This window comes from Burkholderia cepacia ATCC 25416, from assembly GCF_001411495.1.
Lineage (GTDB): Bacteria > Pseudomonadota > Gammaproteobacteria > Burkholderiales > Burkholderiaceae > Burkholderia > Burkholderia cepacia.
Window position 1 is genome coordinate 2,297,635 of the sequence record NZ_CP012981.1, and the last position, 16,407, is coordinate 2,314,041.

At 69.0% G+C, this 16,407-nt stretch carries 14 protein-coding genes; 9 read left to right on the forward strand and 5 right to left on the reverse strand.

Features of this window, described 5'->3' with window-relative positions:
- The first annotated feature begins 139 nt into the window (after positions 1-139).
- On the forward strand, positions 140-1,048 hold the full coding sequence (locus APZ15_RS10475; protein ID WP_027787831.1) for a SphA family protein: 909 nt from the start codon (positions 140-142) through the stop codon (positions 1,046-1,048).
- Here the strand turns inward: APZ15_RS10475 and APZ15_RS10480 are convergent.
- Positions 1,045-1,383, reverse strand: coding sequence for a hypothetical protein (locus APZ15_RS10480; protein ID WP_027787830.1), 339 nt, complete (start codon positions 1,381-1,383; stop codon positions 1,045-1,047). The two genes, APZ15_RS10475 and APZ15_RS10480, sit on opposite strands and share 4 nt — an antisense overlap.
- Before the next feature lie 378 nt (positions 1,384-1,761).
- Between APZ15_RS10480 and APZ15_RS10485 the strand changes: the two genes are divergently transcribed.
- Genes APZ15_RS10485 through APZ15_RS10500 form a run of 4 tightly spaced genes read left to right on the forward strand, consistent with a single transcriptional unit; the run spans position 1,762 to position 6,699 of the window.
- Positions 1,762-3,852, forward strand: a complete 2,091-nt coding sequence (locus tag APZ15_RS10485; RefSeq protein WP_027787829.1) for a TonB-dependent receptor — start codon at positions 1,762-1,764, stop codon at positions 3,850-3,852.
- Between the two features lie 20 nt (positions 3,853-3,872).
- A complete protein-coding gene (locus tag APZ15_RS10490; protein WP_027787828.1) occupies positions 3,873-4,649 on the forward strand; it encodes an ABC transporter ATP-binding protein in 777 nt (258 codons plus the stop codon).
- Positions 4,646-5,662, forward strand: coding sequence for an ABC transporter substrate-binding protein (locus APZ15_RS10495; protein ID WP_027787827.1), 1,017 nt, complete (start codon positions 4,646-4,648; stop codon positions 5,660-5,662). Before APZ15_RS10490 ends, APZ15_RS10495 begins: the two co-directional genes overlap by 4 nt.
- The gene (locus APZ15_RS10500; RefSeq protein WP_027787826.1) at positions 5,659-6,699 is read left to right on the forward strand and encodes a FecCD family ABC transporter permease; all 1,041 of its coding nucleotides are present in this window, start codon (positions 5,659-5,661) and stop codon (positions 6,697-6,699) included. The genes APZ15_RS10495 and APZ15_RS10500 overlap by 4 nt, the downstream gene beginning before the upstream one ends.
- A gap of 54 nt (positions 6,700-6,753) precedes the next feature.
- On the opposite strand, the gene APZ15_RS10505 is transcribed toward APZ15_RS10500, so the two are convergent.
- Complete coding sequence (locus APZ15_RS10505; protein ID WP_027787825.1) at positions 6,754-8,130, reverse strand: ATP-binding protein; 1,377 nt, start codon at positions 8,128-8,130, stop codon at positions 6,754-6,756.
- Positions 8,131-8,856, reverse strand: coding sequence for a response regulator (locus APZ15_RS10510; protein WP_027787824.1), 726 nt, complete (start codon positions 8,854-8,856; stop codon positions 8,131-8,133).
- Positions 8,857-9,102: 246 nt separating this feature from the next.
- Here APZ15_RS10510 and APZ15_RS10515 point away from each other — a divergent pair, with 246 nt between their 5' ends.
- Together APZ15_RS10515 and APZ15_RS10520 are read left to right on the forward strand one after the other, a co-directional pair.
- Complete coding sequence (locus APZ15_RS10515; RefSeq protein WP_027787823.1) at positions 9,103-9,849, forward strand: MipA/OmpV family protein; 747 nt, start codon at positions 9,103-9,105, stop codon at positions 9,847-9,849.
- Positions 9,850-10,124: 275 nt separating this feature from the next.
- A complete protein-coding gene (locus APZ15_RS10520) occupies positions 10,125-10,460 on the forward strand; it encodes a hypothetical protein (RefSeq protein ID WP_027787822.1) in 336 nt (111 codons plus the stop codon).
- Between the two features lie 22 nt (positions 10,461-10,482).
- Here the strand turns inward: APZ15_RS10520 and APZ15_RS10525 are convergent, their stop codons facing one another.
- Positions 10,483-11,874 carry a hypothetical protein gene (locus APZ15_RS10525; RefSeq protein WP_027787821.1) on the reverse strand — a complete coding sequence of 464 codons (1,392 nt, stop codon included), beginning with the start codon at positions 11,872-11,874 and terminating at the stop codon, positions 10,483-10,485.
- Positions 11,875-11,911: 37 nt separating this feature from the next.
- Entirely contained in the window at positions 11,912-12,175 is a 264-nt protein-coding gene (locus tag APZ15_RS10530) for a PAAR domain-containing protein (protein WP_027787820.1), read from the reverse strand.
- Between the two features lie 479 nt (positions 12,176-12,654).
- On the opposite strand from APZ15_RS10530, the gene APZ15_RS10535 reads away from it, so the two are divergent.
- Both APZ15_RS10535 and APZ15_RS10540 read left to right on the forward strand, forming a co-directional pair.
- Entirely contained in the window at positions 12,655-15,450 is a 2,796-nt protein-coding gene (locus APZ15_RS10535) for a type VI secretion system Vgr family protein (protein WP_027787819.1), read from the forward strand.
- Between the two features lie 2 nt (positions 15,451-15,452).
- Positions 15,453-16,310, forward strand: a complete 858-nt coding sequence (locus APZ15_RS10540; protein ID WP_027787818.1) for a DUF4123 domain-containing protein — start codon at positions 15,453-15,455, stop codon at positions 16,308-16,310.
- Positions 16,311-16,407: the final 97 nt, after the last annotated feature.

The following is a 16,407-nucleotide window of genomic DNA, read 5'->3' on the forward strand; positions in this document are numbered from 1 at the left end:
GCGCATTTCTCCGTGTAACGAAGAACTGTTCTCCTGAAGGTCGTCTTTTTCGCCGCTGTCGTGCGCTTTACATTGCGTCTCCCCGGGCCTGCGATGCCCGGCCCGCGATGACACGATAACAATCCGGTCTGGAGACGACATGAAATTCACCTTGCGACGGGTACCCTTGGCATTCCTGATCGCCGGCGCCATGCAGGTTCCGGCGTCGGCCACGGAGAACGGGCAGATCAGCTATCCGTTCGGCGTCAACACCGTGCTGAACGGGCTGCTTCCGCCGCCCGGCAACACGCAGTACTTCAACTACGCGCTGTACTCGGTATCGAACCGGTTTGCCGGGCCGGACGGCGGCAGCGCGGTGCCGGGGTTTCACCTGAGCGTCGTCGCGGAAACGCCGCGCGTGGTCCATACCTGGGGCGCGACGTTCGGGCCGTTCTCGCTGTCGAGCAGCGCGATCGTACCGATCGTGCACCTGCATCTGTCGACGCCGGGCGGTACGGGAAACCGCACGTCGCTCGGTGACGTGATCCTCGAGCCGTTCATGATCAACTACGCGAACGCATCGAAGACCTTCTTCGCGTTCTTCTCGCCGTCGTTCGCGGTGCCGAGCGGCGCGTATGCGGCGAACCGGATCGCGAACACGGGATTGAACACGTATGCGTTCCTGCCATACGTCAGCACGACCTGGTTTCCGGGCCGCGACTGGGAGATCTCGACGACCACGCTGCTGGAGCTGAATTCGCCGAACCATGCGACGCGGTACCACTCGGGTGCGGTGGCCGTGCTCGATTACCTGGTCGGCTATTCGATCGACCGGCGCGTGCAGGTCGGCGTGCAGGGCACGTTCCTGAAGCAGTTCACCGACGATACGCGGGACGGCATCAAGGTCGCGTCGGACGGTTTTCGCGGGCAGTCGGTCGCGATCGGCCCGCAGCTGCGTTACATGTGGGGGCCGGCGTCGGGCGTGGTCGTGAAATACCAGCACGAGTTCGCGGTGCGCAACCGGCCGCAGGGCGACAAGCTGTGGGTGCAGTTCAGTTTTCCGATCTAGGCGGCGACGTTGCGCCGGCCGGTCGCGGCGCGCGTCATGGGCACGGCGGCGGGTCGTAGCGGTCGTCTGCGTGTGCCGAAGTCGCAATCCCGACGGAGGCGCGTGGCGCTCAGCGTGGCCGCGATCGAGCGGATGTCGGCGCGACCGCCGGCCAGGATATCGGCCAGGACGCCACGATCGAATGCGAACAGCGCATCGGCCGACAGCCGTTTCCCCTGTGCGACCGGGACGTCATGCAACGCGACGGTTGTCGCATATTCGCGAGCGGCAGGTCGACGAGAGCCGGTGCGCTTTTGCGATTGCGTTTGCATCGCGGCGTCGAAAGCGACATGCATCGGGCGGACTGGCTTCGCGGCGGCCGACGCGGTCGTGTCGGCGACACGTGAGCCGGCGTACCGGCCGATTTATCCAGTGATGCTGTAGAGGCGACCCGTCACGGGTTCAGCCATAGGCCGGGCGTGCTGGTCCACGAATCCTGACAAAACCCTGACGGGATAAATTGATATAACGTATCATCCGACGTTTGGATCGACGGCCGTCCGACGCTGTTGGGCAAGCCACGTGCGACGACACCACACGAAGACCGATACGAAGTGACGAAGACGAAACACATGCGGGCGCGCGACGCGCGGCTGCACGCCGGCTCGCGCCGGCACGACGGGGGATGGCGCTCGCGTGCCGCGTATGGTTGCGCAACCTGGGTGGGGTGCGCGATGGCGACGTCCGCCGCGCTTGCCGCGGAAGCGGCCGCACCTGCACCCGACGACCGCCATGCGCTGCCGGCGATCAACGTCAGCGCGCGATCCGCACCGGCCGACCCGCTGACGCAACCGCTCGAAACGGGCTCGCGGCTCGGGCTGGCAAGTCTCGATACGCCGGCAAGCGTCGAGTCGGTCACGGCCGGCACGATCGAGGCACGCGGCGATCGCACGGTGCTCGACGCGGTGACGCGCACCGCGGGGTTCGCGAGCGCGATGGCGCCCGGCACCGGCGGCACCGCATTGAGCGTGCGCGGCTTCAGCGGGCAGGAATCGGTGATGACGCTGCTCGACGGCGTGCGGCTGATGCCGGCGGCCGGCACGATCACCTTCCCGTTCGACACGTGGTCGGTCGAGCGCATCGAGGTGCTGCGCGGCCCGGCGTCGGTGCTGTATGGCGAGGGGGCGATCGGCGGCGTCGTCAACGTGGTGCCGAAGCGGCCGCAGCGCACGCGCGAGACGACGCTGCAGGCCGGCGTCGGCCCCGACGGCGCGAAGCGCTTTGCGTTCGATACGACGGGCGCGCTCGGCCCGAGGCTGTCGTATCGCTTCTACGCGAGCGATGCACGCGCGAACGGCCTCGCCGAGCGGGCCGATACGCATACGACGGCCGTCGGCGGCGCGTTGAAGTTCGATGTGAGCCCGAAGCTCACGCTGACGCTCGACTTCGACTACGGTCGGCAGATGCCGGCGACCTACCATGGCGTGCCGGCACCGAACGGCGTGCTCGATCCGTCGCTGCGCAAGCTCAACTACAACGTCGGCGATGCGACGATTGCCTACTACGACCAGTGGACGCGCCTGTCGGCCCGCTACCGGCCGACGGCCGGCGTGACGATCGACAACCAGCTCTACTACCTGACGTCGAACCGCCACTGGCGCAATGCCGAATCGTATGCGCTCGACACCGCGACGGGTCTCGTCACGCGCGGCGACTATCTGGACATTGGCCATCACCAGCGGCAGATCGGCGATCGGCTGAGCGCACGCTTCGACGGTACGCTGTTCGGCCGCGCGAACCGCTTCGTCGTCGGCACGGAATTCAGCCAGGTCACGTTCAGTGGTACCAACAATTCGCCGTATGGTGGCGAATCGACGGTGCCCGCGCACGGTTTCGATCCCGGCGTGTTCACGAGCCCCGACCCGACGGTGCCGCAGTTCAGCACGCGGGCACGGCAGGCGGCGGTGTTCGCCGAGAACCGGCTCGACGTGCTGCCGTGGCTCGCGTGGGTGAGCGGCCTGCGCTACGACCACATCGCGTTCAGTCGCGAGCAGGCGGCGAGCGGCGCCGGCTTCGACAAGCGCTTCGCGAACGTCGGCTGGCGCACGGGCTTCGTGTTCGAAGTCGCGCCGACGCTCAGCGCCTATGCGCAGTACACGACAGGCGCGGAGGGCCTCGGCTCGCTGTTGACGCTGTCCGTGTCGCAGGCGAACTACCGGCTCGCCACCGGCGAACAGTGGGAGGCCGGCGTCAAGCAGACGCTGGTCGACGGCCGCGCCTACTGGACCTTCGCGGTATACGACATCACGAAGCGCAACCTGCTCAGCACTGATCCGTTCAATCCCGCGCTGCGCCGGCAGGTCGGCCGGCAATCGTCGCGCGGCATCGAGCTGACGGGCGGCGCGCGGCTGCCGCACGGCTGGACGGTCGACGCGAACGTCGCGCTGCTGCGCGCTCGCTATGACGAGTTCAACGAGAAGGTCGGCAGCGCGACGGTGTCGCGCGCCGGCAATGCGCCGGCCAACGTCCCGCAGCAGACGGCGAACCTGTGGCTCGGCTGGGCGTTTGCCGAGCGCTGGCAGGCGAATGCGGGCATGCGTTACGTCGGCGCGACGTACGGCGACGACGCGAACCGCATACAGGTGCCGTCGTACACGGTGTTCGATGCGTCGCTGCGCTGGCAGCCGACGTCGCGCACCGAGCTCGCGCTGTACCTGCGCAATCTCGCGAACCGCACGTACGCGGTGACGACGTCGAACGCTGGCGAGCAATGGCTGCTCGGCCCGTCGCGCTCGGCGGAGCTCGTCGCGACGATGCGCTTCTAGTGCGGCGCGGCGAGCCTCCCGTGGCGCACATGCTCGACATCGAACGCGTGAGCTGGTCTCCCGGCGGCGCGATCGCCGTGCTCGATTCGGTGACGCTGAGCGTGGCCGACGGCGAGTTCGTCGGGCTGGTCGGCCCGAACGGCAGCGGCAAGACGAGCCTGCTGCGCTGCGTGTTCCGTTACGCGCGGCCCGATGCGGGCCGTGTCGCGCTCGACGCGCAGGACGTGTGGCGCATGCGGCCGCGCGCGGTCGCACAGCGCATCGCGGTGCTGCAGCAGGAGACGCCCGACGATTTCGGGCTGACGGTCGACGAACTGGTCGGCATGGGGCGCACGCCGCACAAGCGGCCGTTCGACGCGGAGACGGCGGACGATCGCCGGATCGTCGAATCCGCACTGCACGACGTCGGCCTCGTCGAGCGCCGCGCACAGCGCTTCGCGTCGCTGTCGGGCGGCGAGAAGCAACGCGCGCTGCTGGCTCGTGCGCTCGCGCAGCAGCCCGAACTGCTGCTGCTCGACGAACCGACCAATCATCTCGACCTGCGCCATCAGCTCGAACTGCTCGCGCGCGTGCGGCGCCTCGGCATCGCGACGCTCGCCACGATTCACGATCTCAATCTCGCGGCCGCGTATTGTGACCGGCTCCACGTGCTCGCGCACGGCAGGGTCGTCGCATCGGGCGCGCCGGCCGACGTGCTGACCGAAGCGCTGCTGCGCGACGTGTTCGGCGTCGTCGCGCTCGTCGATCGCCATCCGGTCACGAGCCGGCCGCGCATCACGCCGCTTCATCCGGAATGACCGCCATGCCGTTTCCTGTCCTGCCCTCCGCGTTGCAGTCTGCGTCGTCGTCCGCATTCCGCCGGCTGGTTGCCGCGATCCTGCTCGGCTGCGCGGCCGCGCATGCGGGCGCCTATCCCGTCACCGTGCGCAGTTGCGATCGCGACGTGACGTTCGACCGCGCGCCGACGCGCGCGGTGAGCAACGACGTGAACCTGACCGAGATGATGCTCGTGCTCGGCCTGAAGGACCGGCTCGTCGGCTACACCGGCATCGGCGGCTGGAAGACGGGCACCGCGCGCGTGCGCGACGCGCTGCGCGGCGTGCCCGAACTGGCGAGCCAGTATCCGTCGCTCGAGGTGCTGGCGGCCGCGCGTGCCGACTTCTATCTCGCGGGCTGGAACTACGGGATGCATGTCGGCGGCGCGGTGACGCCGGCGACCCTCGCGCCGTTCGGCATCCGGACGTACGAGCTGACCGAATCGTGCTCGCATGTGATGAAGCAGACGGCCGCGTCGTTCGACGACGTGTTCCGCGACCTGAACAATCTCGGCCGGATCTTCGGTGTCGACGCGCGCGCCGCGCAGGTCGTGGCTGCGATGCGCGCGCGTCTCGCGGCGGTGTCGCGCGCGATCGGGCGTCCGGAGTCGCTGCGCGTGTTCGTCTACGACAGCGGCACCGACAAGCCGATGACGGCCGGCGCGCTCGCGATGCCGACCGCGCTGCTGACGGCGGCCGGGGCGCGCAACGTGATGGCCGACCTGCCGCGCAGCTGGACGCAGGTGAGCTGGGAAAGCGTGGTCGCGCGCGATCCGCAGGTGATCGTGATCGTCGACTATTCGGCCGTGACGGCCGCGCAGAAGCAGCAGTTCCTGCTGAGCCAGCCGTCGCTCGCGCGCGTGACCGCCATTCGCGATCGGCGCTTCGTCGTGATTCCCTACGATGCGGCGACCCCGGGCCCCGAGAACGTCGCGGCCGTCGAGACGCTGGCCCGCGCGCTGTATCCGGCCGCGTTCGCCGGGCCGGCGCGATGAGCGGGCACGTGCGTGCGTCGCGGCCCGGCATGCGCACGGTGCTTCCGGCGCTGGCGCTGCTGCTGGTCGTGTCGATCGTCGTATCGGCCGCGTTCGGTCCGGCGCCGATCGCGATGCCGGCGGCGGTGCGGATCGTCGCCGCGCACATCGTGCCGGCGTTCGGCGAGGCCGGCGCGTTCGCGGCGGGGGCGGGCGACGACAGCATCGTCTGGCTGATCCGGATGCCGCGCGCGTTGCTCGCCGCGATCGTCGGCGCGACGCTGGCAGCGGTGGGCGTCGCGTTGCAGGCGGCGACCGCGAACCGCCTGGCCGATCCGCACCTGCTCGGCGTGAGCGCGGGCGCGATGCTCGGCGCCGTCGCGGTCACCGTGCTGGCCGGCGCGGCACTCGGCCCGTTCACGCTGTCGGCTGCCGCCTTCGCGGGCGCGCTTGCGGCGACGGCCTGCGTCATCGCGCTCGCTTACCGGCGCGGCCGGCTCGAATCGGACCGGCTGCTGCTCGCGGGCGTATCGGTGTCGTTCATGATGGCCGCGTTCGGCAACCTGCTGCTGTATCTCGGCGATCAGCGCGCCGCGTCGTCGGTGCTGTTCTGGATGCTCGGCGGCGTCGGGCTCGCGCGCTGGGATCTGCTGCCGGTGCCGGCCGCATGCGCGGTGCTTGCCGGCGGCGCGCTGTACGCGCGCCGGCGCGAACTGAATGCGCTGATGTCGGGCGACGTGGCCGCGGCCGCGCTCGGGGTGCCGAGCGCGCGGATGCGGCGCGAGGTGTTCGTCGTCGCGTCGTTCGCGACCGGTGCGATGGTGGCGGTGAGCGGGGCGATCGGCTTCGTCGGGCTCGTGACGCCGCATCTGTGCCGCCGCGTCGTCGGTGCCGAGCACGGCAGGCTGCTGCCGGTTGCCGCGCTGACCGGCGCGATCCTGCTCGTGTGGGCCGATGTGGCCGCCCGCACGCTCGCGGCGCCGGAGGATCTGCCGATCGGGATCGTGACCGCGATGTTCGGCAGCCTGTTCTTCGTCGCGCTGTTGCGCCGCCGCTGAGCAACGCGTGTGCACCGGCGGCGGGCGCTCAGGCGAGGGCGCTTGCGGCGCGCGTCATTGCCGCGGGATGGCCATCCTTGTGCCGCGGCCGAATGCGTCGCCCCGCGCGAGGGTATCCGGCACGTCGAACAGGTTGTCCGGCAGCGTTCGCACGGGCAGCGTGATCACGAAGCGTGCGCCGCCGAGCGGTGAATCCTCGAGCCGCACGTCGCCGCCGTGCACCTGCGCGACGCGCCTCACGATCGCGAGCCCGAGCCCGAAGCCGCCGGTTTGCCGGTCGCGGCTGGAGTCGAGCCGCTGGAACGGTTCGAACACGCGGGCGCGTTCGGCGGCCGGAATGCCGGGGCCGTCGTCGTCGACGCTCAGCACGAGCGCGCCGGACGCGTCGCTGGCGGCGGCGAGCAGCACGGTGCGCGATGCATAGCGCGCGCCGTTGCGGATCAGGTTCAGCAACGCGCGGGCAACCAGCTTCGGGTCGCACACGTGGGTCGCGGGAGCACCGAGCGTCGATACGTCGAGCGAGATGCCGCGATCGGCGACATCGTTCGAGACGTTGCCGGCGACGCTGTCGATCAACGCGTCGACGACGACTTCCATCGGCGCGAGCTGGCTCGCGCCCTGTTCGAGCCGGCCGATCGTCAGCAGCTCGGTGACGAGCTCGTCGAGTTCGCGCACGTCGCGGCGCAGCGCGTCGCGGCGTTCGCGCATCCGGCCCGTTTCACCGGGCTCGGCGAGCAGCGCGAGCCCGAACTCGAGCCGCGCGAGCGGCGTCTTCAGTTCGTGCGAGATGCCGTGCATCATTTCGCGCTGCTGCTTGATCGATGCCTCGATGCGCTCGGCCATGTCGTTGAACTGTTGCGACAGTTCGTCGATGTTCGACTTGCCCGACAGCTTCACGCGCGTCGACAGCGTGCCGGCGCCGAATGCGCGTGCGGCGTCCTGCAGCTTGCGCAGGTCGCGCCAGTGATAGTGAACCCACAGCACCACCGCGAGCAGTGCGCTGAGCGCGAGCAGCATGTATGCATAGATCTTGATGTCGAGGCTGAATGCTTCGATCGGCCGCGCATGCAGTACCGAACCATCTGCAAGCGGCATGTAGTAATCCTTGTGGTCGTAGCTGATCGAGATTCGGCCGGCGTCGAGATCGCGCAGCGGCTCGCCGCTCAATTGCGCGCGGGCGGTGGCCATCGGCATGAAGTCGAACCTTTCGTTGCCGTGTTTCGCGAGCTCGCGCAGCGCGAACTTGCGCTGCTCGCCCGGGTGGCGTTCGAGGTAATCGTTGAGCACGAACGCGTAGGTCGTCAACGACTCCCGCTCCGCCTGCGCGGTGCGATCGTAGAAGATCCGGTCGAACGACAGCTGGACGAAGATGATCGACGCGGCGACGAACAGGATCACGACGAGGTACAGCCTGATCAACGGGCGCAGCATTTATTCGTCCCACGCGGAAGGGCTGAACAGGTAGCCGCGGCCCCAGATCGTCTTGATCTTGTGCGGCTCCGACGACGCATCCTCGAAGCGGCGGCGCAGCTTCGAGATGCCGGAATCGACCGAGCGGTCGAGTCCGTCGAACTCGATCCCGCGCAGCTGCTTCAGGATGTCGTCGCGGCTCAGCACGGTGCCGGCCGCGCGCGCGAGAATCAGCAGCAGGTTGAACTCGGCAGTCTTGAGGTCGACCGGCTCGCCGCGCCAGGTCACGGTGCGGTTCGGCGGCGAGATCGCCAGCTCGCCGAACACGAGCGCTTCGGGTGCGGCCACGGGCGTGTCGGCGGCGGCCGGCTGCGCACGGCGCAGCAGCGCGCGGGCGCGCGCGACCAGCACGCGCGGCTCGATCGGCTTCGTCACGTAGTCGTCGGCGCCCGTCTCGAGGCCCGCGACCTGGTCGTAGACGTCCAGGCGCGCGGTCAGGATCAGCACGGGGACGTTGGTGAACGCGCGGATGCGCCGGCAGACTTCCATCCCGTCGAGGTTCGGCAGCATCAGGTCGAGTATCACGAGGGCCGGCTGGTGCTCGCGCACCGCCGCGACGGCGAGGTCGCCGCGCCGGACGACCGTCACCGCGAATTCATAGCTGTCGAGGTATTCGCGAACGAGCTGCGCGAGGCGGTCGTCGTCCTCGATCAGCAGCACGCGGTATTTGAGCGGATCTTCGTTCATGGTCTCCTCAGGATGCGCGCGCCATCTCACGCCGTGGCAAGCCGGGGTGCGGCGCGGCCCGCAGATTCTATCCGGCGCACCGAACGCCGGGGGAGCGGTACGACAATCTCGAACAATCAAACACAATTGAGCACAGATTCTCCGAAGATTCAGGACAGTCTCGGCGCAGGGCGGCACCTAGACTGCGGGCTCCGTCACTTCTATCTCAATATTGTGCGCCCAATACTTCGCCGCTACCGCTATTGCATGCCGCTCGCCGGCCTGACCCTCGCCGCCGCCGCCCACGCGGAAAACCAGTATTCGCTGTCGCTTGGCGGTGGTTTCGCACCGCGCTACCCGGGCAGCAACCAGTACCGCGGCGTCGTTGCGCCGGGGCTTTCCGCGAAGTTCGGTAACGGCTTCTTCATCGACAGCACCGAGGGCGCCGGCTACCGGCTCGACCTGCCGCACGGTGTGTTCCTGTCGGCGGCCGTGAGCTACGACGCGGGCCGCGCGGACGAGAACCGCTTCGACATGCCGGGCTCCGACTACCTGAAGGGCATGGGCCGGATTCCGGGCTCGGTGCTGGTGGGCGTGCGCGCGGGCGTGACGCTCTTCAACGCGGCGGAGCTGAGCGTCACGATCGACACCCCGGTGACGCACACGTCGCGCGGCGTGTCGGGGCACGTGGATCTCGCGGTGCCCGTGTTCAAGACCTCGCAGCACGAGATCATCGTGACGGGAACCGTGCACGCGGGCTCGGGGCGCTACACGCAGACGTTCTACGGCGTGACCGATGCACAGTCGATGACGAGCCGGTTCCGGCCGTATTCGACGAGCGGCGGGATCGACAGCGCGTCGATGGCGGTCGCGTGGAACTGGACGCTGTCTCAGCACTGGTCGGTGCTCGCGACGGGGGGCGTGACGCGCTTGCTTGGTCGCTACGGTGACAGTCCGATCGTCCAGTCGCGCAGCAACTATTACGGCATCGCGGGCGTGACCTACAAGTTCTGAGTGAGTTGCCGGCGCGCGCATGCCGTACGTGCGGGCGTCGGTGTTGCAACCGTCGCGGCGAATCGCGTGCGGTAACATGCAGGCGGGTCCGGCGCCGTGCCGGACTTGCGACCCGGTTCGCCGCCACGGCCGGACCGTATCGCATCACCGCCGACATGCGCCGGCCGGCCTTCGTCGAGGAACGGTCGGCGGCGCGCGGCACCGATCATTCATGCGACGCCGGGCCGTGCACGAAGGCCGCATACGGCACACCGGGGCGCGACAGGGAGAAACCGATGAAGAACACGATCGCGATACTCGTTGCACTCGTTGCGAGCGCAACCTTTGCAGGATGTGCGGACATGAACACGAAGCACCCCAACGCCACCGCCGGCGGCGCGGTGATGAACCCCGCACCGTCGGGCGCCGCGAGCGCGTGCAAGGCGGACGCCGCGCCGGACGACGCGCTGGTCGGAAAAACCGAGGCCGATGCGGCCGCGCTGCTCGACGGCTGCCTGTGGCGCGTGCTCGAGCGCGACGGCAAATCGCTGCCGGGCACGATGGACTATCGCCAGGAGCGACGCGACCTCGGCATTCGTGACGGCAAGGTGATCTGGGTGCGGCGCGGGTGATGGATTCGGCCGCTGCGTCCGGTTATGCGGTGGCCGTCCCGGATTGCCGCGCGGGAGCGGCTGTGTCGGCCGTCGTCGCGGGGGTGACGAGCATCACGCCGCGTGCGAGCGGATCGCTGACCGATGCCGCGAATACCGCTTGCCGCTCCTCCGTCGCGCGATCGGCGGCGACCGCCAGCGCCGCCAGCGCGAGTGCCGCGCCGCTTGCGCCGTTGGCGAGCCCGAGGTGGCGGCTGCGCTCGGCGGCCTCGTCGCCCCAGGTCTGTTCGCCGACCGTCACGACTTCGGTGCGACGACTGCCGCGCTGATCGGCGTCGGTGACGAATCCGGGTGCCGTCAGGTCGGGATGCAGCATCGACAAGCGTGTACTCGCCGCGGTGAGCAGCTGCCCGAGCGTCGTCGATTCGGCCTTGCCGTGATCGGCGGAGCCCGCGCGGCGCGCGGACGCGATGCGATGGAGCGACGGCGCGGGCATCGCATGCGGGGCGTCGGGATGACCGAGCAGCAGCGCGCATGCGCCTTCGCCAGGCGTTACGCCGTCCGGCCGATCGCGGCCGTAGAGCCGGCCCGTGCGGTCCAGCGCGTCGACGGCATCCTGGCTTGCGGTGGAGTCGAATGCGAGCACGACGTGCAGATCGGCGGACGGTTGCAGGTGCAACGCCTGGATCAGTTCGTCGATGACCGCCCACGCTTGTACGGGATCGGCGACCGTGCGCAGTTGCGCGCGAACGATGCCCGGCGCGACGGCTTCCCGTGCCGTGTGCGCATCGAGCCATGCGGCAAGCGTTGCGGCGACCGGTAGCCAGCGGTCCGGCATCAGCAGGTGGAGCCTGAGCGGCGATGCGTCCGCGCCGGACAGCACGGCATGCCGCTCGCGCAATTCGTCGAGCGCATCGGCGGCCAGCAGCAGCCCGCGCCAGTGCTCGTCCCGCAGAGTTTCCTGCGTGCCGGGCGCAAGGAGGCTCGCATCGAACCGGTCGGGCGACACCGAATCGACCGTGCTGGCGAATACGCCTGTTCCGTCCGGGCGTTGCAGTTTGGGGTGAAGCGCGACGGGATGCCCTTCCCGGGCCGCCGCATCGATTTCCGCGGTCGTCGCACCCGTCGGCAGCCGGACGCTGCTGTCGAGCAGCAGGGCAGACCACGTGTGCGACTCGGCATCCTGCGTGGCCGTCGCGTCCTTCGACGCGGACGACGTCGCCGGTGCGGCCGCCGCGGGTGCCGAGCCCTGGCAGAGCCCCCGACGCAACCATGCCACGCAAACGGCGAGCGCCGCCGGCAGCACGAGTCCGTATAGCAGGAGATCCCTGGTGGTCGGTGCATGTCGGGTCGTCTTCCACCAGACGAACACGGCGACCCACACCGCGACGAATAGCGCGGCGACGAATGCCGTTTTGCGCAACCCCGTGATCATTTCCGTCGATTCCCCCGTGACTTGCCGACGTCGTGTGTCAGTTGCCGTCACTGCCTGCCGTTTTGCTCGCGACCAGCACGGCGCCGCAGGCCGTCTTGTAGCCGTCGCGTGCGACGCCTTCGCCTTGCACGATCATCGTGTCGTCGCCGTCGACGATGTGATTCGGGCCGTGCACCGGACACGTCACCGTGTCGTTGCGGCGAGCGATGCCGCGACCGTCGACCGACGACAGCGTGGATGCACTGGTCACGGTGCCGCCATGGCTGTGCTTGTCGCCAAGGACGATGAAGGGTTGGGTCATACGGATGGGCCTCCTTGCGGGATCGTCGTCGCTGCATCCGGATTTCCCGATCCCGGATGTCATCGACGACGCTTTTCGAATCTATTTCGACTGAATCAGGTATTTATTACCTTTCGGCAATAATTTCCTGATTCGGTTGAATAGTCAGGTAGCTGTCGAACTGAAAGCAGCCATTATCGTGTGTGAAGCCCGTACGTCAAGGTCTCGCGTTTTTTTATCAGGTGTTTGCCTGTAGCGGAGTCTGACTGTGTAATTTAAAATAGTAAGCTTCAGAAAAAGGGGCGCATCCATTCGGCCGACTGGCGTGCGTTCCGCCTGATGGCGGGGCAGGTGCCCGTACCAGACAGTGCTGCAGGGGAATTCCGTGTGTTTCCTGCCGGTTGGGCGTGGCGATCGCGATGCAGGCAATCATGCATCGTCTCGTGTTCGTCGCAGCCTATGCACCTAAAAACGTCAAATCCTGAGAGAGCGGGAATCGCATGAGCGTCATCAAGGAATTTGCGTCTCTATTCGGCGCATTCAATCGCCTGTATTCGCTGGACGGATCCGGCGCGCTTGCTGCATTTCAAATCGAGCGCTGGACCGGTCGCGAATCGCTCTCCGATCTCTTTCAATGGAACGTCGATGCGCTGTCGACGGATCCCGCACTGGATCTCGACGCGATGCTCGGGCAGCGTGTCGCGATTCGCACCACGCTCGCGAACGGCACGACGACGCTGCGTAGCGGACTCGTCGCCGAGGCCGAGTGCATCGGTTACGACGCAGGTCTCGCTCGCTACCATCTCCAGATCGTGCCGTGGCTCGCGGCGCTCACGCATGCGCGTGACGAGCGAACCTTCGTGAATCAGACGCTCGCCGACGTGCTCGACACGGTGTTCGCGCCGTACGCCGGGATCGCGCGGTGGCGCCTCACGCCGGATGCGGGCCGGCGTCTCGACGCGCTGGCTCCGGTCGCGTACCGCGTGCAGTACCGCACTCATACACACTACGAATTCGTGCAGCATCTGCTGGCCGAGGCCGGCCTCGGGTTCTGCTTCGTCGAGGACGAGGACGCGCCCGCCGGGCATGCGATGCTGGTCTTCGACGACAGCGCGCAACTGGCCGAGGACGAGACGTCGGCGCGACGCGGCGGGGTGCCGCGCCGCTCGAGCGGGACAGCGACCGACGCCGACGACGTGATCCTCGGGATCGGGCAGTCGCTGTCGCTGACGGCCGATCGCGTCACGCTGATCAGCAGCGACTACCGCGCGAACCGCGCGACCACCGCGAGCACGGATCTCGGCCGGCCGAACGGCACGCGCGAGCTCTACGACGACGTCGGGCCGGAAGCGTTCGACACCCTGCGCGACGCGGAAGACACGGCGCGGCGCCAGGCCGACGCGATCGTGTCGCGCGCATGTTTCTGGACCGGCTACGGCACGCTGCGCACGGCGCGCGCCGGGCGTGCGCTGAAGCTCGTCGATTCCGGCTGGCAAGCCGTGCGCGGTGCCGCGGCGCCCGAGGATTTTCTGCTGACGCACGTCGAGCACGTCGGGATCAACAATCTCCCGCCGACCGTCATGGAAGCCATCGAGCGGCAACTCGGGCCGCTGCCGGCGACGCAGCTCGATCCGCGCGTGCTCCGGCAAGCGCAGGCCGGCGGTTACGCGAACCGGTTCGATGCGGTGCCGCGCTCGCAAGTCTGGCGGCCCACGCTGGCGGACGGGACCGGGCAGCGGCTCAATCCGGTTGCGACGGCGCTGGGCGCGCAGACGGCGATCGTCGTCGGTCCGACCGGCAGCCCGCAGCCCGGTTCGACGGGGCCGGTGCATGCCGACGCGCAAGGGCGCTTGCGCGTCCGGTTCCACTGGCAGGCGGAAGACGATACGGGCACCTATCCGACGCGCGCGATTCAACGGCTCGCGAGCGACGGACACGGTCTTCAGCAGGTGCCGCGCATCGGCCATGAAGTCCTCGTGCAGTTTCACCACGGGCTGATCCACCGGCCGATCGTGCTCGGCGGCCTGTTCAACGGCCGCGGCGAAGGCGGTGAGTCGCCTTCGCCGGGCGGCGCGGCCGGGAAACCGCTCGACGCATCGATCTACACGCAGGCGGGCGACCATGCGCCGAGCGCGCAGGGCAATCTCGCGAGCGGGCTGAGCCCCGCGTGGCACGGCGCCGGCGGCGGCGCGGATCGTCACAATCACGCCGGCGCGCTGTCGGGCTTCAAGAGCCAGGGGTTCGACGGGCAAGGTCACAACCAACTGGTCGCGGACGATTCCGACGGCATGGGGCGCCTGCAGATGGCGACCACGCACGCGGCGACGCAACTGAACCTCGGCCATCTGCGTCATCAGTCCGACAACTATCTCGGCAGTTTTCGCGGCCAGGGCGTCGAATTGCGCTCGGACGCCTACGGTGCGATGCGTGCGACGCGCGGCTTGCTGGTGTCGAGCTATGCGCTTGCCGGCGCCGCACAGCCGGCGGGCGATGCATCCGCGCTGCAGGCGCTGCTCGCGCGGCACGCCGCGCTGGTCGGCCGGTTCGACAAGACTGCCGATACGCACGGGACGCTGCCGTTCGCCGCGCAGCGCGGCGTGGAGCAGGCGGGCCAGTCGTCGCTGAACGACAAGGCCGCGCCGCTTGACGCGCTCGCGCAGAGCTTCGCAACGACGGTCGGCGCGAACGGCTACGCACAGGCATCGGCCGATGCCGCGCAGCGATCGACGGGCAACGCACTGCCGCATACGGGCGACGCGGTGCTCGGGATCGAGGCACGGGGCGGACACGGGTCGATCGCCGGGCAGGCGCTCCAATGGGCGGCCGGCGAAACGCTGTCGCTCGGCAGCGGTGCCGACTTCAATCTCGCCGCCGCGCAGCAGCTGCGCATTCACAGCGGGCAGGGCATCGGCTGGCTGGGCGGCGCGAGCCATGCGGACGGCGTCGGCATGAGCCTGATCTCCGGCAAGGACGGGCTGACGCTGCAGGCGCAGCGCGACGTGCTGGGCCTGCGTGCGCGCGACGACCTGAAGGTCGCGTCCGCGAGCGCGGATGTCGAGATCGCCGCGAAGAAGACGGTGCATCTCGCGGTGAGCGGCGGCGCGCATGTGACGATCGAAGGCGGCGACGTCACGTTCGGCTGCCCGGGCAAATTCGTCGTGTATGCCGCGCAGCATGCTTTCGTGGGCCCTGATCAAATGAGTACACCGTTGCCGCAGTTTCCCGAGAAGGTGTGCGTCGAATGCCTGCTGCACGCGATGCAGTCGGGTAGCGCGCTGGCGGGCAAGGCAATCTGAGCATGACGATCGAACCGACCGACTGGATCGACCGCTATCCCGACGACACGCCGGATCGGCTGAACGCGCTGTTCGAGCACGCGCCGGCCGGCGGCCGCTGGCATCTGCTGCTCGACATGGGTTTCGCGCCGGCGCTGCGTGACCGGATGCCCGCGGTCGACCGCAACGATGCCGTCGTCGTGCTGTACGAAGGCGTGTACGACGGCGACGACCTGGCGGCGATTTCGCCGTGCCTCGCGCCGTTGCCTGCCGACGCGGCAGCGCGCGCGGCGATGCTCGGGACCGTGCTGCGCGAGACGTCCGGACGTCCGATGGTGAGCCTGTTGCGCGGTGCGCGCGATACGGGCGCGCTTGCCGCGCATCTGCGCGGGCAGATGGAGGCGAGCGCGGCGGCCGACGGCGAAGCGTTCCTGGTGCGTTTCGCCGATACGCGTTGCCTGCCGGCCTGGCTCGAGGCGCTCACGCTCGCGCAGCGTCGCCGCTTCACGGACGGCATCGACGCGTGGCATGTGTTCGATCGCACCGGGGCGCTCGTGGCGCTCGATGTCGACACCGCGCGCGAAGCGGCCGCCGGCGAAGCGGGTGCCGGGCGCAGCGGCGAGCCCTACGTGCTCGACGGGGACCAGGTCGAACGACTGCGGCAGGCCGCGAAGATCGACACGCTGCTTTTTCATGTCCGCCAGCGTCCGGAGAGTTTCGGCCGGCTGCTGGCAACGCCGTCGCAAGCCCATGCGTGCGTGAGCGCGGCGTGGGCGCGGCACGACGGGCCGCCCGCGGCAGCGTCGCGGGTCGCGCTCGATGCGCTCGTGGCGGCCGGGTATCTGGCGACGGAGCGGGCGCCTGCCGCGTCGTCCGCGTAGAACAATGCGGGTTCGCGTGCATGCGAACGGCGACACGGACGTGTCGGCGCCGCATGCGACGGAGCACACTGTTGATAGCGATCCGCGCCGGACGGCG